The organism is Bartonella sp. CL435QHHD, from assembly GCF_042195095.1.
In the GTDB taxonomy this organism is placed as follows: Bacteria; Pseudomonadota; Alphaproteobacteria; order Rhizobiales; family Rhizobiaceae; genus Bartonella.
The window spans coordinates 12,665-39,626 of the sequence record NZ_JBHINS010000068.1; the positions used below are offsets into that span (position 1 = coordinate 12,665).

Here is a 26,962-nt window from a genome sequence, read left to right on the forward strand (position 1 = left end):
ATAGCCCTTAAGCTTTCGCAAAATCCGACAGCTCCTGATGGTTATACAGAGGATACCTCTAAAAAGATTGGTGGATTTCATACGCTTTGTGCAGATGTTGGTGAGATTGAAGGTCATCTCTTATCGGGTTATCAAGCAGGGGATATTTTGCCTAATTCTGTTTGGTGTTTAAATCACCGTCCACGTAGTGACCCAGAGGGAATGGTTTACAATCCGTGGCATAATATTTGGGTTGATATTTATCTTCAATCAGGGACAGGTGTAAATGCAAAGTCGGCATATGGTGTTCCGATTACGACCAATCGTAGCTATGCAGATCATGCCTTTGATTTTTGGTCTGTTAATAAGAGATTTTTGACGAGTGATGAGTTCTCGCCAAGCATGTATGGAAGTAATCAAGCAACCAGTATTGTCGGCAATCAAGCGCCTTCTCTTAAGACGTCTGGAGGACACGTTGATACAAACAATAGACGGATGATTTCGTATATCGGTTGTGAGGATGGTTGCGGTTATGTGTGGCAATATTTGTCTGGTTGTTATCCAGTGACTAAATGGCATACAGGGGAACAAGGAAGCAGTTTACGTGTAGACATAAATGTTATGTTGGGAGGAGGCGATTGGACTGGTGGCTCTAACAATGATCATCTTGTACGGAATTTTGCGCATTCTCGTTATGTAGAAGATGAAAAAATAGGCGCCCGTGGATGTAGCGAGCCACTTTATTATAATTAGCGCGAGATTGATTAGAACATCATTTTATCCAGCCCCACTTTTGTGGGGCTTTTTTTATGGAGCGTCAGATGAGAAAGATATCGAAAGAAGGATTGGCACTTCATCTTGAAGTTTTAAAATCAAAGCTTTTTCTACTAAACTCATAATGTCAACCAGAGCAGTACAATCTTATCACTCATATTTTCATGTCTAGAAAATTGAGATAATGCCATCCATAAATCGCATAAGAAGTTAGTATTTACCTTCATTGCACACCTCCATGGATTCGTTCTCTCAAACATGCCAATCCTTTAGGTGTGATTTTTGTTGAAGGCAGCACCTTTTCTGTTCCATCCGGTTTTTGAATGGTGATGGCAGAACAGTCTATGAAGCCTTTTTTGATTTTATCCTGATTAAGGTAACAATGGACCACTCGGAGCACGTCGATACACCCAATCATTTTTACGCAAGTAATCTGTTAAATCCTTTGGTCTTATCTCCAACATCTTCGCGGCTTCAATCAAACCAAACAAACCATCAGAGCGTTTTAAGCCTTCTAAAGCTTTTGCTTTTAGTGCTAATTCTGAAATAACATGGTCTTTCTGCTCAATTTGATTTTGTAGATGATTTAAGGCGCCAAGTAATACTTCGGGTTTGGAGTAATCAATTTGTGGAATAGCTACTTGTCTTTCCAACTCTTTCCAACGGTCAATTATCTTTGCTCGTAAGGCAGTGCTGTAACTAGAAACAAGAATTAAGCATTCACGCTTTGGCAGGTTATAACAAGGGCGGCTTTCACCTTTGTTATCAAGGTAGTGCCACCAAAATCAACCCCCTCAAATTTGAGGGGGTTAAGTTCTTCAAGCGTTTTCTTGATGTCACGCATAATATTGTCATGCCTTTTGCCACATAATTCAGTAATTTTAATAATGGTATTCATAAAGAATTCTTAGATGTTAGGCGTTCCTTAATGACATTCTAAAAGAGTGCTGGGCGCTAAAAAACACGGCATCTAGTCCGTCGTTACGCCTTTCCCCGAAGGGGGTATATGGTATAACCACACCTGACAAAGCTATTAGCATACAATGAGTTAAAGCTTTTGAATTGCGGAAGATTAGTTATTTCGGCAACTAATCCGCTAGTTGTTTTAAGGTGTTTTTGAGGCACATGATTCGAAAATATCTATTACTATAGAATTGTCCAGCAACAAAAATTACTTTTTGCTAAGAAAACGTTTCACATACTGTACAGTGTACATATTAAAATTGTTATTTATCAATTAGTTAAGTGTACAATGTACAGTCAAATTGAAAATTCTGTCGCTAGCGATAGTTCGTACTAGTCTGCCCCGCAACGAAGCCAACCCGCTGGGAAGTACCTTTTACATTGATTTTATTGACTTTTTTATGGAAAAAACAAAGCATAAGTGATAATCTGTTTTTAAAATTGCAATCAAAGTGTGTAATGCATAAACTCATAAGGATATGTAATATATAGATAAAGTTTAAGAACATAATCTAGCTTTTCTTGTTGGCAGCGTATTCATGATGAGCAAGTTGGTTCTGTATATTGGCAATTAATCTCTCGTTGGCTTTTTTACAATAGCACTTGCAATCTCTGTCTTTGACATGACCTCAGAAGTTGAGGGTCCCTCTTGTTTTGCAATGGGGAATTGATCTCCATTCACCCTTTGAAAAACATTACCCTTCATCTTTTTTAAATCAACACGCTTTGGAAAACTCCCACCCTTGATAAAAACATAGGGCAAGATTTGTTTTTTTCCAAACAGTTGTGTAAGTCACGCCGCGTTTTGTTCTTTTGCTTTAAAAAATTTAAGAAGTATCGGTGTTCCAGAACGAATGATATCTGTCTCAAGAAACCTTGCTGTCGCCTTTTCTTTAATATAAACACCTTGCTTAATACGCTTTGATTGGGCTGATGTAGTATCAGAAATCTTCTTTTCTGCAAAGCGTTCGACTTGTTTTGCAGAGGTGTTTACAGCATTACGCAGAAAGGGGACCAATTAAGGCGAGGGGCTTGAAGACTGGTGAAGGTATCATTCACCTGTTGAAGATACCATTTTGGGTGGATACTTAATTTCAACTTCTAAGGCTTTTTAGGAGCAGGTGTTGATGATTGAGAGACCTTAGATGCTTTTGGCTGTTCGAGTGGAATTTCCTCTGTCACTGGTTCAGACGATGTTTGTACGGCTTCTTGTTTTATCTGCTTAATTTGTTCAACTGTCTTGTCTGTTTTTGCTGTTGTCTTGACTCCAATAAAAGGTTTTACAGCATTAGCGCGCTTGAGACGTGCGTAGACTTGATTGGAAACTTCAACAAATGGATTATTGGGTGTTGATGGTTCAAAGCGAACAGTGCTTTTATTGTCGCCAACAACACACATTGGCTTAGTGATGACAGCTTTCATTATGGCTCCTTTTGAGTCATAATTAATGACATCATTAGTCAATTATTGATTTTTATTCTGTGAAAAATTGATTAGCCGATTGTCAACAGAAAAAATCATGATCTTATGCTTTTTTACTTTTTACCTAAAGTTGGTGTTTTTAAACATAAAAAAGTGTAGAAAAAATTCAAGTAAGAAATGTTGATAACCTTGCTAAGACTTCATCCATAATTATATATGGAATAGTTTCCATTCTTTTTCCATTACGCGCTACTATATCTAAAGCACGCGGTTGGTCGCAGCGTATCACACCTGTTGTATGCAGCTCTGTTCCCACCAATGAAATAGCAAAATCTGCTGTTCTAGCAAAATTTTCTCCACTCGTAATGGGCAAAACAATGGGTGTTTTGTTAAATGATTAAACGCCTCCGGTGATACAATCAGTACAGGACGCGTTCCTTTTTTCTCATAAACAGAAGTTGGGTCAAGCGATACAAACCAAATTTCACCTCGCTTCATTACAAGAGCTCTCTGCCAGCAGGTTTAGCATCAAACCACTCTACATCTTTATCCGCAAAATCGTCTGAAGGATTACATTGGGCTAACAATTCTTCAAGAGTGTAATTTTGCGATATCTGTGGTTTCACAACCAATTATCCATTGTCAATAACCAAACCCACTTGCATATTTTCAGTAAGATGAAGAACATCAATCAATGCAGGCGGTATAGAGAGTATAACTGATCCTCCAACTTTACGTAATTTTGTTGTGTGCATAAAACGCCCTCTCTAATATTATATAAAAATATAACATAAAGCCCATGATTCAATAGCTTTTTATGCTTTTGTGTAAAATGTTTAAGAAGCGCATTTAGAGCAATACGCAATATACTCTGAATAAAGTCAATATTTTTTTATCTCTCTGCTTATCTCGTCTATAAGAGGTTTGTAATTGAGAACGCTTTTCGGAATAGTACCATCGTAAACCCATGCTTTTACTTGCGCTTTGGTACTAAAATCCGCATTCTTAGGTGTTTTGTAATACTGACCACCATCAAACTTTGCACACTCTCTTGTGCCGTCTTCATATTCGTAGAGGTTGTAAAGATACTCCTCTGCTCCGTCCCCCCCATAGTGCATATCCAGCGCCGTTGCAGCAAATCTCTTTCGCATGGGCTGTTTACGGTTTTTTAAGAATAGATGTTTTAAAATGAATATGCTTTAATCCTAATTTTACAAATTTGTCTATTTGCCTCAAATTTGATCGTACAGAGCGTTTTATAGGATAGGTTTTTTATCATAAAATCTTTAAATTGCTCTGTACGGTGCCATTTTTTCGATTTAAATGCACATCCAATCACAAAACGATCAGCAATTTTCACTAGTTTACTAACCTGCAATGTTTTTCAATGTTCCCCCAAGACCATTTAAAATCCCTTCAAGCTTTTGCTTTTCAACCAACGCGAGTGGTCTTGAATTCTCTCTCATTGCCTTTTCTTTCAGCCTTTTTTCACGGGTGTTCAAAACAGCCTTGCGTACTAGATTGGCTTTCGTCAAAAGACTATTTTCCAAATCACGACATAATCTTACGAATTCACGAGTGCTTGGAAAAAACGTATCCGATAAACCTTCTAACTCATCGCATAAAGTCCGTTTAACCGTTTTTATCAGTGACCACGCAGAAACACTTTCCAAAACCATTTCATAGGTAAGCGCCATACCTTCATGATCTGCCTGTTGCGAAATTTTTCAACCACACGAAAGCATCCGAATTGCTTTAGCTATGTCCTTTTTGCTCGCTTTTATTGAAAACAATTCGTGAAGTTGATCACAAGCACCTAAGGCAATCGTTTCCTGCTGTTGTGTCAATGCACTGCCACTCTTCAAAACCAAAGGAAACTCCGGAGCTATCATCTCGTGAATGTGTTTTAAAGTGACCTCGAGACCCGATATCAAGGGTGCTGTCTGAGATGCGTTCACCAACGCTTTTTTGCCTTTGAGAGTGATTTTCCATAGTTTTTTCCTTTCCCTAAATCCTCGATAGCTTTTTGCACCCAATTGCGCCACGTTGCTTTCCAATCCGTTTTGCGTGCATCCTTGCGTGCTCTAGATTTCCAGTAATCTCGAAATTTTGCCATTTCGACTTTCACACGCTTTGGAGGCAAACCCTCTTTGATTGCGAAATCATAAACAGATTCGAAATCATCAGGGATACGACAGCCACGGTCATTTCTAACCCATTTCGCTTTTCTTCATATTATCTTACTCCTGTTAAGAGTGTGAATGTGCTGCTGGTGTTGGAGAAATATTAGGGTTGATTATAAGGCGTTTGTTAGATGCAAATGACCTCGAAGAAGAGCTTAAGCATTACAAATCAGTTACAACAGAAGCTAAGCGAATTTTACCAAGCTCTGTTGTGAAAGCTGCTTAACGTTAAAAACACGACTCATTTCTTCATCCTCAAGGATGAGGAGATCAAGATTAACTGCCTCTCCATCCTAAAAGACAAGGAGGAGGTCAACGTGCTAAAAAGGTACCTCAAAAAGCAGCAATGATTCGTATTTTAGCATCATCGCTGTACCGTCTGATAGCGTTATAATAAAGTTGCGAAAGGTGGTTTAGAAGGTGCTTTAATTTTTGTTGATTTTTAATAAATCATTGGAAAATAAGAGAGATTAAGATACAATGGTGCGGACGGCGGGACTTGAACCCGCAAGGTCTTCGACCGGCAGATTTTAAGTCTGCTATGTTTACCGTTTTCATCACGTCCGCGATGTGAGTTCTCTCATAAGCTATATCTTTTATTGAATCAAGAATTAATGACAAAAGAAACATTTTTCATTTTTTAGTGAAATTTTGACTGACAATAGTTTCCTTTATCGATAGAAAAAGCTTTTATAATGTAAATAAAGCGTGAAATGATTAGTGTTATGAGTCAATTTATTCAAGACGTCACAAAAGCTATGGTGGGATTGCATCACGTGTTTGCTGAAACACCACTTCAAAGAAATGATTTTCTTAGTCAAAAGTATGATGCAGAAATTTATTTAAAGCGTGAAGATTTAACACCGGTGCGGTCTTATAAGATTCGTGGTGCTTTCAATTTTGTTTCAGAAATGCTTAGCTGTATATCACCAGATTCTGCATTTGTTTGCGCTTCAGCGGGGAATCACGCGCAAGGGGTTTCTTTTGTTTGTCGTTATTTTAAACGTAAAGGCGTGATTTTCATGCCCATGACAACGCCACAACAAAAAATTGAAAAAACACGTATTTTTGGCAAAGAATTCATTGATATTCGTTTGATTGGTGAAACATTTGATCAATGTTATGAAGCTGCGCAATCCTTTGTCGTGGAGAGCGGTGGTGTAATGGCTCCACCTTTCGATGATATTCGCATTATTACAGGGCAGGCAACAGTGCTTTGTGAAGCTGCTTTACAATGGAAAAAACTCAATGGAGAAAGTGAGCCAGATTTGATGATTGTGCCGGTAGGGGGCGGTGGTTTGGCAAGTGGAGTGAGCAAGTTTTTACATGAATATGGTTGGAAAACAAAGATTCGTTTTGTTGAGCCGCAAAGAGCTGCAAGTTTGCTTGCTTGTTTGGAGAGTGGAAAACGCGTTAAGCTTGAAAGCATTGACACTTTTGTAGATGGTGCTGCTGTGGCTGAAATTGGTGCACTAAACTATACAATTCTAAAGAAATTTCCCGCTGATTCTGTCATTACGGTTCCTGAAAACCGCGTTTGTTCTACGATGGTTGAAATGCTTAATGTGGAAGGTGTGGTTCTTGAACCGGCTGGTGCTTTATCGATTGATGCGCTTAACAGTATTCCTCCTCAAGAGTTAAAGGGGAAAAAAATTCTTCTCGTTATTTCAGGAGGTAATTTTGATTTTGAGCGTTTGCCAGAAATTAAAGAGCGTTCTTTACGTTTCCAAGGGTTGAGAAAATATTTTATTTTTAGTTTTCCGCAACATCCTGGTGCATTGCGTCATTTTCTTTCCACATTATCACCAGATGATGATATTGTGCGTTTTGAATATCTTAAAAAATCAGCGAGAAACTTTGGTTCTGTATTGGTTGCGATTGAAACAAAAAAATACGGTAATTTTTGTCTTTTAGAGGAAAAATTTCAAACGTTAGGTTGGCGTTATCGTGATATTACTGATGATCAAACGTTATTTGATTTTGTTATTTGAGAAACTGAAATTTTACTAAAACAAGAAGTATAATGATGAAACCTATTTTTTATTCGGTGCTGAGTCTATTTTTCTTTTTGATTGTTAATCAACAGAGTTTAGCATCTCAGCCAACGATAGTACAAAAAGCTGAACTTTCAAGAGTCGTTGTTGATGTCAATAATGCTATAAAAAATGGGGATTTTATGCCTATTTCTCGTTATATGCCTGAGCGGCTTTATAAAGAGATGGCACATCGATTGAATACAACAGAGAGTGCTTTACGTAGTGATTTTCTTCAACAGTTGCATAGGAAATTTGAGGGTTTGCCTTCTGGTGCTTATTATTTAGATAAAGAAAATATAGAGTATTTACAAACTGATAATGGTACTTTGTATGCTTTAATTCCAACAGTTCTTGATATGAAGGATCGCATCATTCAATATAAAACTTTGGCGATTTTTGATAAAAACCAATGGTATTTAATTTATGGCGGTCAAAAAACTTTACAAAATCCAGTTTTTCTCGAGATTTATCCTGATTTTATCAAGGTACATTTACCGATGGACACAGTCATCAAAAAGTAAACGATCTAAATATTGTTTTTATTCATGATAAATGTATTTCGTAAAGTTCTTGCTTTTTTATCATAATCCAAAGATAATAGAGATGAAGGCATTTAGGCTGGTTTGTTGGCTTTTTGTAAAGTGAAGTTTATACGCCTTTATCTTGATTTCAAGGTGTTCATAAGTTGCGCAAGCCGCTTTTTAGGCGTTGCTTCATTTAAAATGTCAGGGATTTCTCTTGCGCGGATTCTTGAGTGAAGAGTTCAGATGGTTACTTCTTTTGAGTTCTTCAGCTAAGGAAAGATTTTATTTTGCCTATAAAAGAAGAAAATGTTTTTACAAAGTTAGGTTTACCTACTCTTTTGATTAAAAATTTACTCATTGCTGGGATGAGTAAACCTAAACCTATACAAGAACAAGCTATTCCAGTGATGTTGAAAGGACACGATATTTTAGGTGTTGCTCAGACAGGCTCTGGAAAAACCTTGGCATTTGGTTTACCTATTTTAAGTCAGATTTTGGCTTTGGGTGATAAACGCTGTCCTAAAACTGCACGCGCTTTGATTTTAGCTCCAACGCGTGAACTTGCTGTTCAGATTGATGAAACGATCCGTACTGTGGCGAAAGGAGCACATCTTTCAACATGTCTTATTTTTGGGGGCGTATCACGTTTAAAACAAATTAAACGTATGGAAGCAGGTGTGGATGTTTTGATAGCGACTCCAGGGCGTTTGAGAGATCTTGTTCGTGAAAAGTGTGTTGATCTTTCCCAATCTCGTTTTTTGATTTTGGATGAAGCAGATCGTATGTTGGATATGGGGTTTATTCATGATGTTAAGCAAATTGCAAAGCTTTTGCATCAAGAGCGTCAGACAGCACTCTTTTCTGCAACAATGCCGAGGGAAATTGCTGTGCTTGCAAAATGTTTACTCAATGATCCGGTTAAAATTGAAGTTGTTCCTCAAGGTACTACGGCTGTAGAGATTTGCCAAAAATTATATTGTGTTCCTACGAATGAAAAAAAGAATGTTTTAAGTAAACTTTTGACAAATCCAGCTTTTGATTCGGTTATTGTTTTTACTCGAACTAAACATGGGGCAGATGCTGTCACACGTAGTTTAGAAAAGATAGGATATTTAGTCGCAACAATTCATGGAAATAAATCACAAGGTGCTCGCCAGTCTGCTTTAAAAGCTTTTCGTGAAAGATCTGTGCAGATCCTAGTGGCAACAGATATTGCTGCACGCGGTATTGATATACCAGGGATAAGTCACGTTATTAATTACGACTTACCAGATGAAGCTGAAAGTTATGTACATCGTATTGGTCGTACAGGACGTAATGGCGCATCTGGTGTAGCACTTACGCTTTTTGATGAGAAGATAGAAAGGTCCCGCTTGCGTGCTATAGAGCGCTTGATTCGTATGAAATTGGTGGCTGAGGCTGTTCCAGAACAATTTGCAGCGTTTCCAGAAAAGCCAATTGTGCGAGAAAGTAAAGAAAACGAAAACGATAAGGAACGCCGTTTTAAAAAATCTAAACGTCAAAAACAGTTTTTAGGTCGAAAAGATGATACCGCACAGTTGCAGCGGAAGAATTCTTCACCTCAAAATGAGAGGCATAAAAAAGCAAAAGCGGTGGCAAAGCGTGCAAAGACTTTTCGTTTTCGGAAATCAGTTAAGAAGGCTGCTTAGATAAAGTCTTGAAAAAAGATCATGTACAGGAGATTTTTTACTTTTGTTGATTTATTCTCAATTGAAAAGAGCTATAAAATACTCTTGTCAAAGTAAGAAGACCCTTTAGAGGTTTTCATTTTTTAGAAATGAAAACCTCTAACTGTTTGGATTTATTTGAAAATCTTTAAAAAATCATTATTGTAAGAGGCAATTATTTATTTGCTTTATTCCCATTTTTTAAAATGGGAATAAAAGTAGATTTTATTTATATAAAATTATTTTTATATAGGATGTGTTTTATCTTTAATGATGACTTTTAATTTTAAAAATTGATGTCTAATAATAACTCACTGTTTTATATATTGAATAGTTCATTATATCGTGAAATTTTTTTCATTTTGAAGCTATTTATGCGGATCAATCAAAAGTATTCACTTGCACGTTATATGTGAAATTATTGTATAAATGGACATTTGAGAAATAAATAAAATGATTCTTATAAACTCTTTCAAAGGCAAGGGGGGTTGCTAAGATTGAGAGTTGGAAAATAGTATGATGGTATGGCTTTTATTATAAATAAAGATGGGGCTGATCAATCGATTTCATTTTTACCATTTACGGGAGTCACTGTGAAAGAGACTTGGGGGATTTAAGAGATATCTCTTTAAAAAAGCGTGTGACTGCATAATACAATAGCGAGAATGTCATGATTTCTGAAGGCTTTCTCAGGATTCTCAACAATTTAGCTCGTTATCTTTGTTTTTACTGTAAAACACTATTAGTTTGGGAGGATATAAAGTCTACAAAACTTTATGCATTAAATGTTTTATGACAGTGTCATGAATATCCAAGGCAAGGTTGTTTGTAAAGCGTTGAAGTGGTTAGCAGGAGGAACAACCTGTTAGATAAGACGTCGGAGTGTTTACAGACTTGTTTTATGTTTTTTGCTTTTAGGATGGGGAGGAGGTTATGTGGGGTGTATGGAGATAATATATGACCTTGATTGTTGTTTCTTTCATTTTTCAAAATGATTGCTTCATGAGCAGGCTTTTAAGTTTAATTCCTTTATTGAGTACAAATCATTCTTTCTTTGGAAAAAAATATATGAGACCGATTCATTGCTGATGGAGCTTAATAATTCATCTCTGATGAAAGAAATCGTAATTTATAATATGCAAATAATTGCTGTGTTCTCTTATAAAGGCGCGGTAGTTTGAAAAAAGTAATCTTATTTGTGCTATTTTAAAATGAATCAATTGCTTTTTGCGTTCATTGCAAAAAATACATCCGGTAGGATATTGCGTTTCTACTTTATTGCAAAAATCCTATTCCATTACTTTTATTAACGAATCCCTCATGTCTAAAAACTTTAGAAAAAACAACAAATTACGTAGAATAAAAGAAAAGTGGCTCCCCGGGCCGGATTCGAACCAGCGACCAACCGGTTAACAGCCGGTTGCTCTACCGCTGAGCTACCGGGGAACGGTGCCCAATCATTTAATTGAAAAGGCTATAGCTTGAAAAGGCTATAGCAAAGCAATACTGATTTGCAAAGGATAAAATTACTTTTTTTAAAAAAATATGATAAATTGTGTAATAAGAGGAAAAAAGGCGAGAGAAGATTTCTACACCTTGACGGATGCGTTGCCTTCCCTTATTGAAACCTTTATGTTTGTTGACGAGGCCTCGTGGCGGAATGGTTACGCAGAGGACTGCAAATCCTTGTATCCCGGTTCGATTCCGGGCGAGGCCTCCAGCCGATTTTAAACGAAACGGCTTTTAGGGGAGATGAGGTATAGGAAAATAGATTATTTCCCTCTATTCTTGTGAAGACACTTTTGTATGAGAGATTATACAGTTAAAATCTAATTGTTGACTGTAGCATCCTTTTTTGTAATGCCCATAGTTTAAGAGATCTTTATCCCTTATTGTCGCTGTTTGGTTTGTTTTTTGTAGGTTAGGAGAAAATATTCGTTATGGTTGCAGATTTTGCTGAGCTTCGTCGCAAAATGGTTGACAATCAAATTCGTACAGTCGATGTAACGGATTTATCAGTTCTTGAAGCCTTTTTAACGGTGTCTCGTGAAGATTTTGTATCGGAAGATATGAAAGTGTTAAGTTATCTTGATACCGATATTGTTCTATGTCCAGAGCAAGATGGGGTTCCTGCACGCTATTTGATGAAACCTGCATCTCTAGCGAAATTACTACAGCTTGCCGCTTTAAAATCATCAGATGTTGTTTTAGATATTGGTGCAAATAGTGGTTATTGTGCAGCGTTGCTTGCAAAACTTGCAGGGTCTGTGATTGCGCTGGAAAGTAATAAATCTCTCTTTGAACGTGCTCTTGAAGCTTTAGAACGTAATCAATGTGATAATGTGGTTGTCGTTCATGGTCCATTAGAGCAAGGATATGCTGTTGAGGGACCTTATGATGTGATTTTCATTGAGGGATCTGTTGATTTTATTCCTCAGGGTATCTTTGATCAAATGAAAGACTGTGGACGTCTTGTTGTGGTTGAAGGGTATGGAAATGCTGCTGTTGCACAAATCTATATAAAAGAAGATGGGATCATCTCGGCTCGTCGTGCTTTTAATCTCGCTGTAAAGCCTCTTCCTTGTTTTTTCAAAACACCTGGTTTTGTGTTTTAGTGCTTGTTTGTTTTGTGAATAAAAGATAATTTTGTAATTTATTTGGGGTTTGTTATTGTGTGTATTATGTTTAGAATAAACAAGAAGTTTCAGGCATGTTTATTACTGGTGTTGAGTGTTTTACTATCAGAGACTGTTTGTGCTGAAACATTGATGGATGCCTTTTCTAAGGCTTATAAATATAATGCTAAGTTGAATAGTGAACGTGCAGCTGTGCGTATATCCAGTGATGATGTTGTCATTGCGCGATCAGGGTTATTGCCACAAGTTGAGGGGGTTGGGAACTATGGGCGGAATAAGTCTTTTACAGGTCCTTATGTCACTTCTGGATCTATAGGAGTGAGATTAAATCAAAGATTATTTGATGGTTTTATCACGCAAAATATCTTTTCTTCAGCTCAAGTTAAGTTGCAGGCTCAGCGTGAATATCTTCGTAATGTTGAACAAAATACGTTTCTAGAGGTGGTGACCGCTTATGCTAATGTCTATCACGCACGTCGTGTTGCGGATCTTCGGAGAGAAAATTTGGCAGCTCTTGAGGAACACGTTCGTTCCAATAAAGCAAAATTTGATGTGGGTGAAGGAGGGCATGTTGATCTTGCTCAAGCTCAAGCTGCACGTTCCGTGGCGGTTTCAGAGCTGAGTCTTGCTCGTGCTGATGTAAAAGCAGCAGAGGCAGTGTATCGACAAGTTATTGGTTCTGATCCTGAAAAGTTAAAACGCCCACCCATAGCCAAAGATTTTCCCGTCAACCTTGATATGGCTTACCAAATGAGCGTTGTGATGCATCCAGCAATCCTTTATGCTAAATATTTAGTTGATGCGAGTGCTTATAATGTAAAGGCGAAAGAAGGGGCATTGCTCCCTAAAGTTGATTTTTCTGCAACAGCATCTTATAATCGAATCTACAGCGGGGTTGGAGAAGATGGCGTTTCTAAATCTGTAGGATTGTCAGTAAGTGTCCCAATCTTTGAAGGAGGGCGTACGTCTGCGCAAATTCGCCAATCAAGGGAACAGCTTGGACAGGCGCAGCTTCAACTCGATTTGGCGCATAGTAATACGAGGCAAGCACTGACTTCTGCTTGGTTTCAGTTGGAGGGTGCACGCTCATCTGTTATTGCTTACCGTGAAAGTGTTCGTGCTGCTGAAATTGCTCTGAAAGGTCGTGTTCAAGAAAATCGCGTAGGGCAAGCAACGACGCTGGATGTTTTAAATTCTCGTACTCTATTGATTAATGCTCAGATTGCGCTTGCAATGGCGGAGCGTAATGCTGTTGTGGCGAGCTATAGTGTTCAATCTTCTATTGGTAAATTGACTGCAAGTTATTTAGGTTTAAAAACAATTAAATATATCCGATAATGTATAAAAATATCTCTTTAATCTTAAATTATTTTAGTTTTTAAAAGATTAGTAAATCAACAGTTGAATATGTTAAAAAATATTGCGGCGAGATATTATCTTTATAAAGTGTAGAAAACTGTGTGTAGCGCCCTCTTTATGACAAGCATATTTGAAAATATCGTGGGAGGCATGTTGATCTTATAATTCTTTTGCATACACTGAAAATATGATTCTATTTGTTGTTGCGTCTTTGAGAGGTTGTAAAGTATGGTACAGAGTTCAAGCGTGTTACGTGAGCCAAGTATGGATGAAATTTTAACATCTATTCGTGAAATAATCGAAGAAAATGCGGTTCAATCTGATCACTTTTTAAATGAAGATGTTGCAGTGAATGCTTCAGAAGTTGCATCAGAGAGTATTTATGATACAGCCTTATCGGTTGATGATGCTATGAAAGCTTTAGCTGATCGTATTGGTCTTTCATCTGAAAATCAAGGGGGGAAGATAACGCAAGAGAAAGAGGATATAGAGGCAGAAAATAATACAGTTGGTATGGATATGCAAAAGATGAAGCTTTCTTCTGAAGAACGGAATTCTGTTTATAAAGCAAAAGAATATGAAGATGAGATAAGGAAATCACAGTCAGATGCAGGAAGGGATGGTCATGTGGAATTGTCTGCATATTGTATTTCTTCTGCAGAAAAGATTGCAAAGGATGTGTTGCGTCCGGCTATAGCAGAATGGTTACAGTCTAAATTGCCTATTTTGCTGGAAGATATTTTGCGTGAAGAGATTGTGAAGGCGATTAAAAAATCGTCTTAATTATTTTTATGTTTTTCATTTTATGGGGATTTTGTTTGCGATTTTGCGAGCTCTCTAGTGAATGGCTGAGATTCACGAGATTCTGATCAGGTTTTGATCATATATTGTGTTTTTTAGCGGCGTTATGGATGGATAGAATGTTAGAAAAAAACTATGATGCTTCCTCTATAGAGCAACGGGTTGCAAAGAGATGGGAGACTCGTGGGGCTTTTAAAGCGGGAGCTGGTTCTAAAAGCGATGCAGAACCTTTTTGCGTTATGCTTCCACCTCCTAATGTTACAGGCTCACTTCATATGGGGCATGCGCTCAATACGACAATTCAAGATATAATAGTTAGATTTCAGCGGATGCGTGGCAAAAATGTGTTGTGGCAGCCTGGTATGGATCATGCTGGGATTGCTACACAAATGGTTGTGGAGCGTCAACTTGCAGAACGTCAAGAGCCAACGCGTCAAGAAATGGGGAGAGAAAAGTTTATTGAGCGTATTTGGGAATGGCGTTATGAAACTGGAGGCGTTATTGCAAACCAGTTGCGTCGCCTTGGGGTTTCATGTGATTGGTCGCGTGAGCGGTTTACAATGGATGAGGGGTTGTCGCAGGCGGTTCGTGAAGTCTTTGTCACGCTTTATAAGCAAGGGTTGATATATAGGGATAAGCGTCTCGTTAATTGGGATCCTAAATTGTTGACAGCTATTTCAGATCTTGAAGTTGAGCAAAAAGAAGTTCAAGGACATTTGTGGCACTTTAGATATCCACTTGAAGGTAAAACTTTTGATCCAAATGATGCTACAACTTTTATAACAGTGGCGACAACACGACCAGAAACAATGCTTGGTGATACAGGAATTGCTGTTAATCCGGAAGATGAGCGTTATAAAAATCTTATCGGTAAAAATGCTCTTTTGCCGCTTGTTGGTCGTAGGTTATTAATTGTGGGTGATAGCCATGCTGATCCTGAGGCTGGAAGTGGTGCTGTAAAAATCACACCAGCTCATGACTTTAATGACTTTGAAGTAGGACAGCGTAATCATTTACGCTTGATCAATATTTTTACCCAAAAAGCCGAAATTTTTCTTCGTGAAAATGAAGCATTTTTCGATGGTTTGATTTTATCAGATGAATTAAAAATGTTAGTAGAAAATCTCGATAAATCTGATCGTTTTGTTGCTCGCCAGAAGATTATTTCTTTGATGGAAGAACAGGGATATTTAGCTTCTGTTGATGATCATACCCATATGGTTCCTCATGGAGATCGCAGTGGTGTCCCTATTGAGCCTTTTTTGACAGATCAATGGTATGTTCATGCTGCTGAATTAGCAAAGCCAGCGATAGAGGCTGTTCAACAAGGAAAAACGCAGTTTGTTCCCGATAACTGGAAAAAGACTTACTTCAATTGGATGCAGAATATTCAACCTTGGTGCATTTCTCGCCAATTATGGTGGGGACATCAGATTCCTGCTTGGTATGGTCCTGATGGAACGGTTTTTGTTGAAAAAAGTGAAAAAGAGGCTTTAGATTCAGCTTTTGCTCATTATGGTGAGGTTGTTGACTTAATCCGTGATCCGGATGTTTTAGATACGTGGTTTTCATCAGCTCTTTGGCCTTTTTCAACATTAGGATGGCCAAATAAAACGACTGAATTATCTACTTTTTACCCAACATCTTTATCTGTGACAGGATTTGATATTATTTTTTTCTGGGTTGCTCGTATGATGATGATGGGACTTCACTTTATGGGTGACGTTCCTTTCCCAACGGTTTATGTGCATGCTCTTGTGCGGGATCAAAAGGGCGCAAAGATGTCAAAATCAAAGGGAAATATTATTGATCCCTTAGAGCTTATTGATCAATATAGTGCTGATGCACTTCGATTTACTTTAGCTATTATGGCAGCACAAGGTCGTGATGTAAAACTTGATGTTTCCCGTATTGCTGGTTATCGTAATTTTGCTACGAAATTGTGGAATGCTACCCGATTTGCACAGATGAATGGTGTGAAGCATGATCCAGCTTTTAAACCAGAACAAGCAAAACTGGCGCTTAATCGTTGGATTTTAACAGAGTTATCTAAAACAATTTCAGCAGTTACGACTGGTATTGAACACTATAAATTTAATGAGTCAGCTGCCACTCTTTACCGTTTCATTTGGAATACATTATGTGATTGGTATTTGGAGCTTCTCAAACCTATTTTTCAGGGGGAAAATGAAGATGCTAAAAATGAGGCTCAAGCTTGTACTGCTTGGGTTTTAGATGAAGTTTATAAACTTCTTCATCCTTTTATGCCTTATATGACGGAAGAGTTGTGGTCTCTTACAGAAACGCAAGCCATCAAGCGTGAGGATATGCTCGCATTGACAAAATGGCCAGAGGAAACATTGATAGATGAAGAAGCTGCTGATGATATTAATTGGCTTATTGATGTCGTCACGGGGATTCGGTCTGTACGTTTTGAAATGAATATTCCAGTGGCGACACAAGCACCTCTTATTGTTGTTGAAGGAGGGGAAGTAACGCGAGAGCGTGTGAAGCGTTATGATGCACTTCTTAAAAAATTAGCGCGTATTGAAGTTATTGATTTCTCTGATAAAGTTCCGGAAATATCAGCACAAATGATTTTGGGAGAGGCTGTTTTTTGTTTACCATTAGGACAGTTGATTGATTTGGAGGCTGAACGTGTTCGTTTGAGGAAGGATGTCAGTAAAATTGAACAAGATATTGAAAAAATATCGCTTAAGTTAAACAACCCCAAATTTATAGCAAATGCAAAAGCAGAAATTGTTGAGCGTGAGCGGAACAGGGTTGTAGAACTGCGTGCAGCGCAGAAAAAAATATTTGTTGCTTTAGAGCGGTTAGATTGATTTCAACTTTTTCTTTTGTTAGTTTTTCATGAACGATCATAAAATCTCTACTGAAATCCATTGTTTTATGTTTATCATTAAAGAGACATCTTTTAAGGCGTCCAAGCCTATTCCACGACGTAGATCATGAATGGTATAACGGTAAATCCATTGGGCTTCCCTTCTTTATGCTTGTGAAGTAACAAGCGGCCGGCACCATTCTGTCCAATCCGGACAGCCTTTGGCACTTAAGACCGTTCATAAGAGGCATTTTTAGTTCTTTCTTACACAGAGTTTTTATCCACATAGCTTTCTCTGCTTGTAATGTGCAAGCGGATGATTTTGATTGATTTAACATGGAGCACGTTTGGAATGAGAGAATCTTACGATATTCGAGGGCCTCATTCAACATGCAAAAAGGAAAATTATAATTATAAATCAATTTCTTGCTTTATTACTGTAAAATATCATCATTTAGAGTAGCAATATAAGGTATGTAAAATTACACATGTGGTATTTTTTTGTATGAGTGGTGAGTATTCTAAGGTAGAACTTGTGTGTAACGTATGAAGTAACCCCATGTGAAATGATGTTAGGTGCAATCCGTTAAATAAAAAGCTGTATTGTTTATAGATTGACGGAGACAAAAAACTTCCTCCTTAAGGTGGTAAGGCAGTCGTGAAGTTATAAGTTAATTATCATCATTATATTTATCCATCTTTCGTATTGTTTTTTATACTTAAACGCTTACCATTCATCATGTATTCTCTTCGTTCTCAAGTTGTTGTTTAATGCACGTTATTTTATTGAACGATTTTTGCTCATACGTATAAAATTTTAAGATCGATAAATCTTAGAATGTTAAAGGATGTGTTACAAAATATAGAATGATGATTTATATTTAAAAATCAATTTGTTATATATAAAAATGGATACTTAATTTTATCGAACATTTTGGATGGTTTTTATCTATTTGTTTTTTCTTTTAAAATTTTTACTTTAAAATTGCGTATGCTTCTTACTAAGAAAAAGAGTTTAAATATCTACAAAGAAATTCGTAACAGATATAATCATTAAAATTGAGGTAGGGGGAAATGGTTAATAGGTTTCAGATATGGAAAAAAGTCACGATTGTTGTGATTTTAGGGGGATTCTTTTCGACTGTTTATGTAATAGATGTCAATAGCTTGCAAGAAGCGAATGATGGTTCGTTTTATTTTTTAAAACGTGGCATGTCTTCTTATAAAAATGGGCATATAAATCAGGCTATTGCAGCATTACGTTGTGCAGCTAAGAGAGGCCATATTGGTGCGAATTGGAAACTTGGCTCTATCTATGCAAACGGTGATGGTGTCTCTAAAAATGATTATAAGGCATATAATTTTTTTGCATATATTGTTGAAAAAGGTGCTGATCTTGGTTCAGAGGATGAAAGTTATGTTTCTGACGCATTGGTTAAACTTGCGGGATATATAAAAAAAGGTATTCCTCAATCACCTGTGAAACCTGATCCTTCTTATGCTGCTCATCTTTATATGCAGGCTGCGGTAAACTATGGAAATCCTAAAGCTCAGTATCATTTAGGAAAAATATTTTTAAAGGGAGAGGGAAGGGAGAAAAATCTTATACAAGTAGCACGATGGTTTCAACTTTCAGCAAAAAAAGGAAATCCTTCCGCCCAAGCAATGCTTGGAAATATACTGCTTAAAGAAGGAAAAATTGTCCGTGAGGCAGCAATGTTAACTGCTGCCTATGAAAAAGCTAACGTAAAAGACAAAAATTGGATTCACCCTTTGCAAGAAGAGGCTTTTGCTCTTTGTAATGAATCTGAGAGACGTACAGCAATTTCACTGGTTGCTGAGATTTTAAAGAATAACAGTTTTTAAACATCTGATTGTAATATTTTTACATTCTCTCATCTTATATTAAACTCTGTTTCCTTGTATACAAGTTCATAGTAAAGATAGCTTTTTTTGATAATCTAACGGCTAATGACTTAGGATTTTAGACAAAAATTCTTGCGTTCTTGGTTTTCTTGCTTGCGGATCAGAAAAGAACTCTTTAGATGAGCAGTCTTCAAGAATTGTTCCTTGATCTATGAAAATAACACGCTCCGAGACTTTTTGTGCAAATCCCATTTCATGGGTTACACAAATCATCGTCATACCTTCTTCTGCTAAGCTAATCATGACATCGAGTACTTCACCTACCATTTCAGGATCTAGAGCAGATGTTGGTTCATCAAAAAGCATGACAAGTGGATCCATAGTTAAGGCACGTGCAATAGCAACACGTTGTTGTTGCCCTCCAGAAAGTTGACCAGGATATTTATCTTTGTGTTCAATGAGTCCAACGCGTTCAAGATATAACAATCCACGTTCAAGTGCTTCTTTTTTGCTTCGTTTTAGGACTTTGATTTGTGCAATTGTCAAATTTTCTGTGACAGATAAATGGGGGAAAAGCTCGAAGTGTTGAAACACCATTCCTACCTGACTTCGCAATTTAGGCAGATTCGTTTTTTTTGAATGAACTGGTATTCCATTAATCCAAATTTCACCTTTTTGAAAAGGGACGAGAGCGTTAATAGTTTTAATGAGTGTTGACTTTCCGGAGCCTGATGGACCACAAACGACAACGACTTCTCCTTTATTAATGTTGGTTGTACAGTTTTTAAGGACTTTAATTTCGCCATACCAATTAGAAACATTTTTTATTTCGATCATATGAGTAGACATTTTTTTTCCTGTTAGCGAATAATGGATACTTTTTTTTGTAAATACAAAACTATTTGTGACAGTGTAAAACAGATAACAAAATAGAAAATAGCTGCTAAGATATAAGCTTCTTGCTTTACACCAAAATTATTAGCAGCAATATCAAAACCATTCAAAAGGCTATGACCACTGATGGCATAAACAAGGGTTGTATCCTGAAAAAGGATAATAACTTGTGTTAAAAAGACTGGAAGCATATCTCTAAAGGCTTGAGGAAGAATGACAATGTACATACTTTGCCAATATGTCATTCCAAGAGCTTGTCCTGCATATTTTTGTCCTTGCGGAACTGAATTGATTCCAGCACGCATAATCTCAGCAAAATAAGCCGTTTCAAATGCGGTAAAGGTAATGAGTGCTGATTTATTTGCACCGATGGATATACCGGTTAAAAAAGGCAGAAGCACGAAAAACCATAAGATAACCATCACAAGTGGTATTGAACGCATAGCTGTTATGTAACCTATTGCAAACCAAGAAAGAAGTTTTATGGAAGAAAGGCGCATCATTGCTAAAAGCGTACCGAAAACAAACCCCAACACCGTTGCAAAAAGAGTTAGAAAAACGCTAAAGAGTAAACCTGATAAAATGTAAGAACGAAATACATCAAAGGTAAAAAAGGAAAAATCAAAGTCGGAAAAATTGAAAGGAGAATAAAGTCCAAACTGAGAGCTTATGAAATTCATCATATTCAATTTCCCTTTGTTTGAAAATTAGGAATTTTGAGTATTTGTTCAATGACTGTCATCACAATGAATACGAATAAGGCTATTAGAATATAAAGAGCCGTAACAAGTAAATAATTTTCGTAAACATGGCTTACCTCTTCAATTGCTTGGTATTGAAATTGCATGAGCTCATTTATTGAAACGGCGAATGCTATAGACGAATTTTTCACAATGCCCATTGCTTCTGAAGTAAGAGGTGGCATAATTGCACGTATAGCACGTGGTAGTATAATATAGCGATAACTTTGATAAGTTGTAAACCCCATTGCCATAGCAGCATAGCGTTGTCCAGAAGGAATCGCTTCAATGCCTGAACGAACCTGTTCTGCAATGCGTGCAGATGTAAAGAATCCCAATGCGCATGTTATTAAGAGAATGGGGGAAAATTTCATCGCTGGTGGATAAATCTTCGGAACAACAAAATACCACAAAAACACTTGTACAAGGAGGGGAATATTACGCATAATCTCTACCCAAATAGTACCGATAGTGCGAAATATATAATTGGTTATGGATGTTTTAGGTAAAGTGCGCATTGTTCCTATAACAATACCACACAATACAGCTAATATAAGTGAAGTGATAGACAATATAACCGTATTTTTAAAGCCATCGAGAAGTGTATCTAAATAGGTATGGCTCACGCCGGGAGTCCCCAAGCATCCTGTTACCAATGTTTGAGTAAGGTCATCTCTACAAAGGAAAGAAAAGTCCATTAATTGATATTCCCTCAAATTAGTCATTCACAAATAGGGCAATAAACCAAGCGCATCTACATAGGCCAAATTTATTAAAAAGTGAATTAAAATATAAACCACACTCAATTTCAAAAGAGTGTGGTTCTTTTTTATTAAATTCTATAAATCTTTTTCTGCGTAGCTTTCTCGAGGTTTATTATTTGGGTGATCCCAAGCATATCTTGTTTGTTTTGACAAGGGAAGGTTCATAACAGTGTTAGCAGGTGGGATCGGTTTCATAAACCACTTATTATAAAGCTTTTCCAGTGATTCATCTTTAATCTGACGTACGATACTATCGTTGATTGTTTGTTCAAATTTTTTGTCATTTAATCTGAGCATACAGGCAATAGGTTCGACTGAAAGTACAGTATCAAGAATGACATAATCAGATGGATTCTTTGATTTAGCAATATGTCCAGCAAGAATTGAAGCGTCCATGACAAAAGCATCTGCCTTACCAGATTCTAATAACAAAAAACTATCTCCGTGATCTTTCCCCTTTAAAACTTTAAACTGAATGTTTTTTGCACGTTTATTTTTACGAATAAGTTGAACAGATGTTGTACCGGTGGTCGTTGCAACTGTTTTTCCATTTAAATCCTCAAGAGATTTAATGTTAGAGTTTTTCTTTACAGCAATCCGAACCTCCTCAATGTATGTCGTATAAGCAAATGCTGCTTCTTTACTGCGGGCAAGATCATGTGTTGTTGAGCCGCACTCAAAATCATAGGTTTTATTTTTTAAGAGAGGAATTCTATTTTGAGAAGTGATGGGAAGATAATGAATTTTAATTGGTTTACCAATTTTTTTTGAGATATCATCAATGATCCGTTCTGCCATTTCTGTATGAAAACCTACATATTTATTATTACCAAGGGCGTAGGCTAAACCAGATGATTCACGGACACCTAAAGTAATTTCCCCTGTTCGTTTTATTTTTTCAAGAGTATCATGTTCAGCATGTGCGAAACTTGAGAATCCAATGGCCGTTGCTGCAATAAGCATTAACAATGATTTCTTCATTTATGTCCTCCATTCATTTATTTTTATTTTAGTTGCTTAAGATATACTGTTTATATGCTGTAGCATAGTTATTATTTTTGAGTGGATTTTTTTTGTTGTCTCATGAAATGAGGATTGTACTTTCTTAATTGATATTAAGGTGAATCCAAACAGGAACGTGGTCGGATGGTTTTTGATATCCCCTTACTTCTGCTTGGCTATGAGCGCAAATTAGTTGATCAACAGCTTCTGGTGATAATAATAAATGATCAATGCGAATCCCATTATTCTTAGGCCAAGCACCTGCCTGAAAATCCCAAAAACTGAAGGAGGGAGTATCGGTGACATTCCGGATAGCATCATAAAAACCTAAATGAAGAATACGTTGGAATGCTTTTCTTGTTTCTCCAAGAAATAAGGCATCTTGATACCATTCTTGAGGTTTTTTTGCATCTAATGGAGCGGGGATGACATTATAATCACCCGCTAGAATAAGGGGTTCTTCATACGCAAGCAATGATTTTGCATGTGTATATAATCTTTCCATCCATTCTATCTTATAGGAATATTTTTCACTCTCAATAGGATTCCCATTTGGCAAATAGAGAGATGCAACACGAACAACACCTTTGTTTGTTGAATAAACTGCTTCAATGTAACGTGTTTGTTTATCATTATCATTGCCTGGTAATCGACGGATCACTTCATCTGGTGTTTTTTTAGAGAGAATCGCAACGCCATTAAAACTTTTTTGTCCGTGTGTTTCTATATGGTAACCTAAACTTTCAATTGCATCGCGTGGAAAATTTTCATCAATACTTTTAATTTCCTGTAAACAGACTATGTCCGGCTGGCTTTGCTGCAGCCATTGACATAATGTTTCATGTCGTGCTTTTATCCCGGCAATATTCCACGTTGCTATTTTCATGGCGCTCATCATTAGATATCAAATATGCAATTCAATTTACTGCATTTATGTTTTACTACAGTCATATCGCTACTTTTTTATTTATAGGGGATATTACTTATGGTAAATTGATTTATCAAGAGTAGCGGTAAAAGCAAATTTAAAGCTTTAAAATTTAATTTATTTTCATTTTTAAAAACTTTCTGCTGTTTAGTTCTTGACGAATGTACGTGTTCTCGCTATTAGAGATGGATATAGCCGATGTGGGTGTAATCAGGTGCTTTGGATATGAACCGGAAGATTATTCACAGGTGTTAAGAAGATTAAAAGTAAATCCTAGTGCAAAAGGCTACTGCCTTCTCTGCTTATGGTCGGGTAAACTGTTTTTTGCAGGTGTGCCCGATTTTGTGTGTAGACTTAAATATCTGTTCCGATTCTGTTGGGGTGGATGGAAATGAAAATAGAAAAGCCCGATTGGGTGAGAAGAATATAGATCAAAAAGAGGAAGGTTGCATGCCTACCGTAAACCAGTTGATTCGTAAGCCGCGTGTGGCGCCAGTTAAACGTAATAAGGTTCCTGCTCTGCAGTCGAATCCGCAGAAGCGTGGTGTTTGTACGCGTGTTTATACAACAACGCCGAAGAAACCTAATTCTGCTCTTCGTAAAGTTGCTAAAATTCGCTTGACGAATGGATTTGAGGTGATTGGTTATATTCCTGGAGAGGGACATAATCTTCAAGAGCACTCTGTTGTGATGATTCGTGGTGGTCGTGTAAAAGATTTGCCAGGAGTTCGTTATCACATTATTCGTGGTTTGCTTGATACCCAGGGTGTCAAGAATCGTAAACAGCGTCGTTCAAAGTATGGCGCAAAGCGTCCAAAATAATATTGAGAGACAAAGCCAATGTCCCGTCGTCATAGAGCAGAAAAGCGTGAGATTAATCCAGATCCAAAATTTGGTGATTTGGTTATTATGAAATTTATGAATGCCATTATGTTTGATGGTAAAAAATCAGTTGCAGAGCGTATTGTTTATGGTGCACTCGATTCTGTAGAAAAAAGAGTAAAAACAGATCCTGTGGCTCTATTTCATCGGGCCTTAGAGAATGTTGCTCCTCATATTGAGGTTCGTTCACGCCGTGTTGGTGGTGCTACTTATCAAGTTCCGATTGATGTTCGTCCTGATCGTCGTCAGGCTCTTGCTATTCGTTGGTTGATTGCGGCGGCGCGTGGTCGAAATGAAACGACGATGGTTGAGCGTTTATCTGGTGAATTGATGGATGCGGCTAATAATCGTGGTTCTGCCGTGAAAAAGCGTGAAGATGTTCATCGTATGGCTGAAGCTAATCGTGCTTTTTCTCACTATCGCTGGTAGAAGTTTTAAACAAGGCAAATATAATGGCTCGCGAATATAAAATTGAAGATTATCGTAATTTTGGTATTATGGCGCATATTGATGCTGGTAAGACTACGATGACTGAACGTATTCTGTTCTATACCGGTAAGAATCATAAAATTGGCGAGACCCATGATGGTGCTTCTACGATGGATTGGATGGAGCAGGAGCAGGAGCGCGGTATTACGATTACGTCTGCTGCGACAACGACGTTTTGGGAAGGGCAGGACGGTCGGAAGCGTCGCTTTAATATTATTGATACGCCAGGGCACGTTGATTTTACGATTGAAGTTGAGCGCTCTTTGCGTGTTCTTGATGGCGCAATAGCCTTGTTGGATGCAAATGCTGGTGTGGAGCCTCAGACGGAAACTGTTTGGCGGCAAGCTGAGAAATATCGCGTGCCTCGTATGGTTTTTGTTAATAAAATGGACAAAATAGGAGCTGACTTTTATCGTAGTGTGGAGATGGTTGGTTCTCGGTTGGGTGCTAAAGCGCTTGTTTTGCAGTTGCCGATTGGCGCTGAAAATGATTTTGAAGGTGTTGTTGATCTTGTAGAAATGAAGGCTTTAAAGTGGGATGGTTCTATTGGTGCCTCGGCGGTGATAAGTGAAATTCCCTCTGATTTAAAGGAGAAAGCTGAAGAATATCGCGAGAAATTGATTGAGATGGCTGTGGAGGTTGATGAAGCAGCGACAGAGGCTTATTTAGAGGGTGTTATGCCAACCAACGAGCAGCTTGTTTCTCTCATTCGTAGGGGGACAGTAGAAGTTCAGTTTCATCCGGTTCTTTGTGGTACGGCTTTTAAAAACAAGGGGGTGCAGCCACTTTTGGATGCTGTTGTTTCTTATCTTCCTTCTCCAGTTGATATTCCGGCGATTAAGGGTATTGATGTAAAGACTGAGGCTGAGACAACACGCGAATCTTCTGATGATGCTCCGCTATCTATGCTTGCTTTTAAAATTATGAATGATCCTTTTGTTGGTTCATTGACGTTTTGTCGTATTTACTCAGGTAAAGTTCAGAAAGGTATTTCTCTTGAGAATACTGTGAAAAAGAAGAAAGAGCGTTTGGGGCGTATGCTTCAAATGCATTCAAATTCTCGTGAGGATATTGAAGAAGCTTTTGCTGGTGATATTGTTGCTCTTGCAGGACTTAAGGAGACGACAACAGGGGATACTCTTTGTGATCCTTTGAAGCCTGTTATTTTGGAGAGGATGGAATTTCCAGAGCCTGTTATTGAGATTGCAATTGAGCCGAAAACAAAAGCAGATCAAGAAAAAATGGGTATTGCTCTTAACCGTCTAGCGGCCGAAGATCCTTCATTTCGTGTTAAATCGGATGAGGAATCTGGTCAGACTATTATAGCTGGAATGGGTGAGCTTCATCTTGATATTATTGTTGACCGTATGCGGCGTGAGTTTAAGGTTGAAGCAAATGTTGGGCAGCCTCAAGTTGCTTATCGTGAGTCAATTACTAAAATGGCGGAAATTGATTATACGCATAAGAAGCAATCGGGTGGTGCCGGTCAATTTGCTCGTGTAAAAATTGTTTTTGAGCCTCATGATGGTGATGACTTTATTTTTGAGTCAAAGATTGTTGGTGGTGCTGTTCCTAAAGAATATATTCCCGGCGTCCAAAAGGGGATTGAGAGTGTTATGGGGTCAGGTCCTCTTGCGGGCTTTCCTATGCTTGGTGTAAAAGCGACTCTCATTGATGGTGGTTATCACGATGTTGATTCTTCGGTTTTGGCTTTTGAGATTGCGGCTCGTGCGGCTTTTCGTGATGGGGCAAAGAAGGCTGGTGCACAGCTTCTTGAACCGATCATGAAGGTGGAAGTTGTTACACCAGATGATTATGTTGGTGATGTTATTGGTGATCTCAATTCTCGTCGGGGACAGATTTCAGGAACTGAAGCGCGCGGCATTGCAACGGTTGTGAATGCAATGGTTCCTTTGGCGAATATGTTTGGTTATGTGAATACTCTTCGCTCTATGAGTCAGGGGCGTGCGCAGTATACAATGCAGTTTGATCATTACGAGCCTGTACCTTCGGCTGTTGCTTTGGAGATTCAAAAGAAATACGCGTAATTTCAGGTTGGTAATTAATTTTTAACTTAGTCCTTGGCTTGGACGGAAAATGGAGAGCTCAAATGGCGAAGAGCAAGTTTGAACGAACAAAACCGCATGTTAATATTGGTACGATTGGTCACGTTGATCATGGGAAGACCTC

The 26,962-nt window shown here is 37.8% G+C and carries 22 protein-coding genes, 3 tRNA genes and 6 pseudogenes; 15 read left to right on the forward strand and 16 right to left on the reverse strand.

Annotated features, from left to right (window positions below):
* Together ACFILH_RS04985 and ACFILH_RS04990 are read left to right on the forward strand one after the other, a co-directional pair.
* A pseudogene (locus tag ACFILH_RS04985) lies at positions 1 to 108 on the forward strand (hypothetical protein); the annotation flags it as partial.
* 39 nt (positions 109 to 147) lie between these two features.
* On the forward strand, positions 148 to 732 hold the full coding sequence (locus ACFILH_RS04990; protein ID WP_375667463.1) for a hypothetical protein: 585 nt from the start codon (positions 148 to 150) through the stop codon (positions 730 to 732).
* A gap of 244 nt (positions 733 to 976) precedes the next feature.
* On the opposite strand, the pseudogene ACFILH_RS04995 reads toward ACFILH_RS04990, so the two are convergent.
* The 10 genes and pseudogenes from ACFILH_RS04995 to ACFILH_RS05040 form a co-directional block, all read right to left on the reverse strand.
* Positions 977 to 1,651, reverse strand: a pseudogene (locus ACFILH_RS04995) (phage antirepressor KilAC domain-containing protein).
* Between the two features lie 577 nt (positions 1,652 to 2,228).
* Positions 2,229 to 2,814: pseudogene (locus ACFILH_RS05000) on the reverse strand (hypothetical protein).
* 3 nt (positions 2,815 to 2,817) lie between these two features.
* Positions 2,818 to 3,138, reverse strand: a complete 321-nt coding sequence (locus ACFILH_RS05005; protein WP_375631479.1) for a hypothetical protein — start codon at positions 3,136 to 3,138, stop codon at positions 2,818 to 2,820.
* 166 nt (positions 3,139 to 3,304) lie between these two features.
* Positions 3,305 to 3,636, reverse strand: a pseudogene (locus ACFILH_RS05010) (type II toxin-antitoxin system PemK/MazF family toxin).
* Positions 3,636 to 3,893: pseudogene (locus ACFILH_RS05015) on the reverse strand (AbrB/MazE/SpoVT family DNA-binding domain-containing protein). Before ACFILH_RS05015 ends, ACFILH_RS05010 begins: the two co-directional pseudogenes overlap by 1 nt.
* Positions 3,894 to 4,019: 126 nt before the next feature.
* Complete coding sequence (locus tag ACFILH_RS05020) at positions 4,020 to 4,334, reverse strand: hypothetical protein (RefSeq protein WP_375643602.1); 315 nt, start codon at positions 4,332 to 4,334, stop codon at positions 4,020 to 4,022.
* 171 nt (positions 4,335 to 4,505) lie between these two features.
* Positions 4,506 to 4,835 (reverse strand): hypothetical protein, encoded by a 330-nt coding sequence (locus tag ACFILH_RS05025; RefSeq protein WP_375631478.1) that lies wholly within the window; start codon positions 4,833 to 4,835, stop codon positions 4,506 to 4,508.
* A gap of 30 nt (positions 4,836 to 4,865) precedes the next feature.
* A complete protein-coding gene (locus ACFILH_RS05030) occupies positions 4,866 to 5,096 on the reverse strand; it encodes a hypothetical protein (protein ID WP_375631477.1) in 231 nt (76 codons plus the stop codon).
* Positions 5,093 to 5,254 (reverse strand): hypothetical protein, encoded by a 162-nt coding sequence (locus tag ACFILH_RS05035; RefSeq protein ID WP_342753378.1) that lies wholly within the window; start codon positions 5,252 to 5,254, stop codon positions 5,093 to 5,095. The genes ACFILH_RS05030 and ACFILH_RS05035 overlap by 4 nt, the downstream gene beginning before the upstream one ends.
* 548 nt (positions 5,255 to 5,802) lie before the next feature.
* Positions 5,803 to 5,888, reverse strand: a tRNA-Leu gene (locus tag ACFILH_RS05040).
* 146 nt (positions 5,889 to 6,034) lie between these two features.
* On the opposite strand from ACFILH_RS05040, the gene ilvA reads away from it, so the two are divergent.
* The 3 genes from ilvA (at position 6,035) to ACFILH_RS05055 (ending at position 9,551) form a co-directional block, all read left to right on the forward strand.
* Positions 6,035 to 7,312, forward strand: coding sequence for a threonine ammonia-lyase IlvA (gene ilvA, locus ACFILH_RS05045; RefSeq protein WP_273791440.1), 1,278 nt, complete (start codon positions 6,035 to 6,037; stop codon positions 7,310 to 7,312).
* Positions 7,313 to 7,347: 35 nt separating this feature from the next.
* Positions 7,348 to 7,878 (forward strand): hypothetical protein, encoded by a 531-nt coding sequence (locus ACFILH_RS05050; RefSeq protein ID WP_375667468.1) that lies wholly within the window; start codon positions 7,348 to 7,350, stop codon positions 7,876 to 7,878.
* A gap of 290 nt (positions 7,879 to 8,168) precedes the next feature.
* Positions 8,169 to 9,551 (forward strand): DEAD/DEAH box helicase, encoded by a 1,383-nt coding sequence (locus ACFILH_RS05055; RefSeq protein ID WP_273791441.1) that lies wholly within the window; start codon positions 8,169 to 8,171, stop codon positions 9,549 to 9,551.
* A gap of 1,389 nt (positions 9,552 to 10,940) precedes the next feature.
* Here ACFILH_RS05055 and ACFILH_RS05060 read toward each other — a convergent pair.
* A tRNA-Asn gene (locus ACFILH_RS05060) sits at positions 10,941 to 11,015 on the reverse strand.
* A 200-nt stretch (positions 11,016 to 11,215) separates the two neighbouring features.
* On the opposite strand from ACFILH_RS05060, the gene ACFILH_RS05065 reads away from it, so the two are divergent.
* The 6 genes from ACFILH_RS05065 (at position 11,216) to ACFILH_RS05090 (ending at position 19,073) form a co-directional block, all read left to right on the forward strand.
* Positions 11,216 to 11,289, forward strand: a tRNA-Cys gene (locus tag ACFILH_RS05065).
* A gap of 220 nt (positions 11,290 to 11,509) precedes the next feature.
* The gene (locus ACFILH_RS05070) at positions 11,510 to 12,184 is read left to right on the forward strand and encodes a protein-L-isoaspartate O-methyltransferase (RefSeq protein ID WP_273791442.1); all 675 of its coding nucleotides are present in this window, start codon (positions 11,510 to 11,512) and stop codon (positions 12,182 to 12,184) included.
* Positions 12,185 to 12,250: 66 nt separating this feature from the next.
* Positions 12,251 to 13,543, forward strand: coding sequence for a TolC family outer membrane protein (locus ACFILH_RS05075; protein ID WP_375631475.1), 1,293 nt, complete (start codon positions 12,251 to 12,253; stop codon positions 13,541 to 13,543).
* A 249-nt stretch (positions 13,544 to 13,792) separates the two neighbouring features.
* The gene (locus tag ACFILH_RS05080; RefSeq protein WP_273791444.1) at positions 13,793 to 14,347 is read left to right on the forward strand and encodes a DUF2497 domain-containing protein; all 555 of its coding nucleotides are present in this window, start codon (positions 13,793 to 13,795) and stop codon (positions 14,345 to 14,347) included.
* A gap of 137 nt (positions 14,348 to 14,484) precedes the next feature.
* Positions 14,485 to 17,208 carry a valine--tRNA ligase gene (locus ACFILH_RS05085; RefSeq protein ID WP_375667464.1) on the forward strand — a complete coding sequence of 908 codons (2,724 nt, stop codon included), beginning with the start codon at positions 14,485 to 14,487 and terminating at the stop codon, positions 17,206 to 17,208.
* Positions 17,209 to 18,281: 1,073 nt separating this feature from the next.
* Complete coding sequence (locus tag ACFILH_RS05090) at positions 18,282 to 19,073, forward strand: tetratricopeptide repeat protein (RefSeq protein WP_375667466.1); 792 nt, start codon at positions 18,282 to 18,284, stop codon at positions 19,071 to 19,073.
* 102 nt (positions 19,074 to 19,175) lie between these two features.
* Here ACFILH_RS05090 and ACFILH_RS05095 read toward each other — a convergent pair whose 3' ends face one another.
* From ACFILH_RS05095 to xth, 5 genes are all read right to left on the reverse strand, one after another.
* Positions 19,176 to 19,922 carry an amino acid ABC transporter ATP-binding protein gene (locus tag ACFILH_RS05095; RefSeq protein ID WP_273791447.1) on the reverse strand — a complete coding sequence of 249 codons (747 nt, stop codon included), beginning with the start codon at positions 19,920 to 19,922 and terminating at the stop codon, positions 19,176 to 19,178.
* Between the two features lie 11 nt (positions 19,923 to 19,933).
* Entirely contained in the window at positions 19,934 to 20,650 is a 717-nt protein-coding gene (locus tag ACFILH_RS05100; RefSeq protein ID WP_273791448.1) for an amino acid ABC transporter permease, read from the reverse strand.
* 2 nt (positions 20,651 to 20,652) lie between these two features.
* Positions 20,653 to 21,405, reverse strand: a complete 753-nt coding sequence (locus tag ACFILH_RS05105; RefSeq protein WP_375663734.1) for an amino acid ABC transporter permease — start codon at positions 21,403 to 21,405, stop codon at positions 20,653 to 20,655.
* Between the two features lie 141 nt (positions 21,406 to 21,546).
* Positions 21,547 to 22,452 carry a transporter substrate-binding domain-containing protein gene (locus tag ACFILH_RS05110; protein ID WP_375631472.1) on the reverse strand — a complete coding sequence of 302 codons (906 nt, stop codon included), beginning with the start codon at positions 22,450 to 22,452 and terminating at the stop codon, positions 21,547 to 21,549.
* A 124-nt stretch (positions 22,453 to 22,576) separates the two neighbouring features.
* Positions 22,577 to 23,359 (reverse strand): exodeoxyribonuclease III, encoded by a 783-nt coding sequence (xth, locus tag ACFILH_RS05115; RefSeq protein WP_273791451.1) that lies wholly within the window; start codon positions 23,357 to 23,359, stop codon positions 22,577 to 22,579.
* A gap of 492 nt (positions 23,360 to 23,851) precedes the next feature.
* Between xth and rpsL the strand changes: the two genes are divergently transcribed.
* The 4 genes and pseudogenes from rpsL to ACFILH_RS05135 form a co-directional block, all read left to right on the forward strand.
* Complete coding sequence (gene rpsL, locus ACFILH_RS05120; RefSeq protein WP_005773262.1) at positions 23,852 to 24,223, forward strand: 30S ribosomal protein S12; 372 nt, start codon at positions 23,852 to 23,854, stop codon at positions 24,221 to 24,223.
* Positions 24,224 to 24,241: 18 nt separating this feature from the next.
* Complete coding sequence (rpsG, locus tag ACFILH_RS05125) at positions 24,242 to 24,712, forward strand: 30S ribosomal protein S7 (RefSeq protein WP_273791452.1); 471 nt, start codon at positions 24,242 to 24,244, stop codon at positions 24,710 to 24,712.
* Between the two features lie 23 nt (positions 24,713 to 24,735).
* Positions 24,736 to 26,820 (forward strand): elongation factor G, encoded by a 2,085-nt coding sequence (fusA, locus tag ACFILH_RS05130; protein ID WP_273791453.1) that lies wholly within the window; start codon positions 24,736 to 24,738, stop codon positions 26,818 to 26,820.
* A 62-nt stretch (positions 26,821 to 26,882) separates the two neighbouring features.
* Positions 26,883 to 26,962: pseudogene (locus ACFILH_RS05135) on the forward strand (elongation factor Tu); the annotation flags it as partial.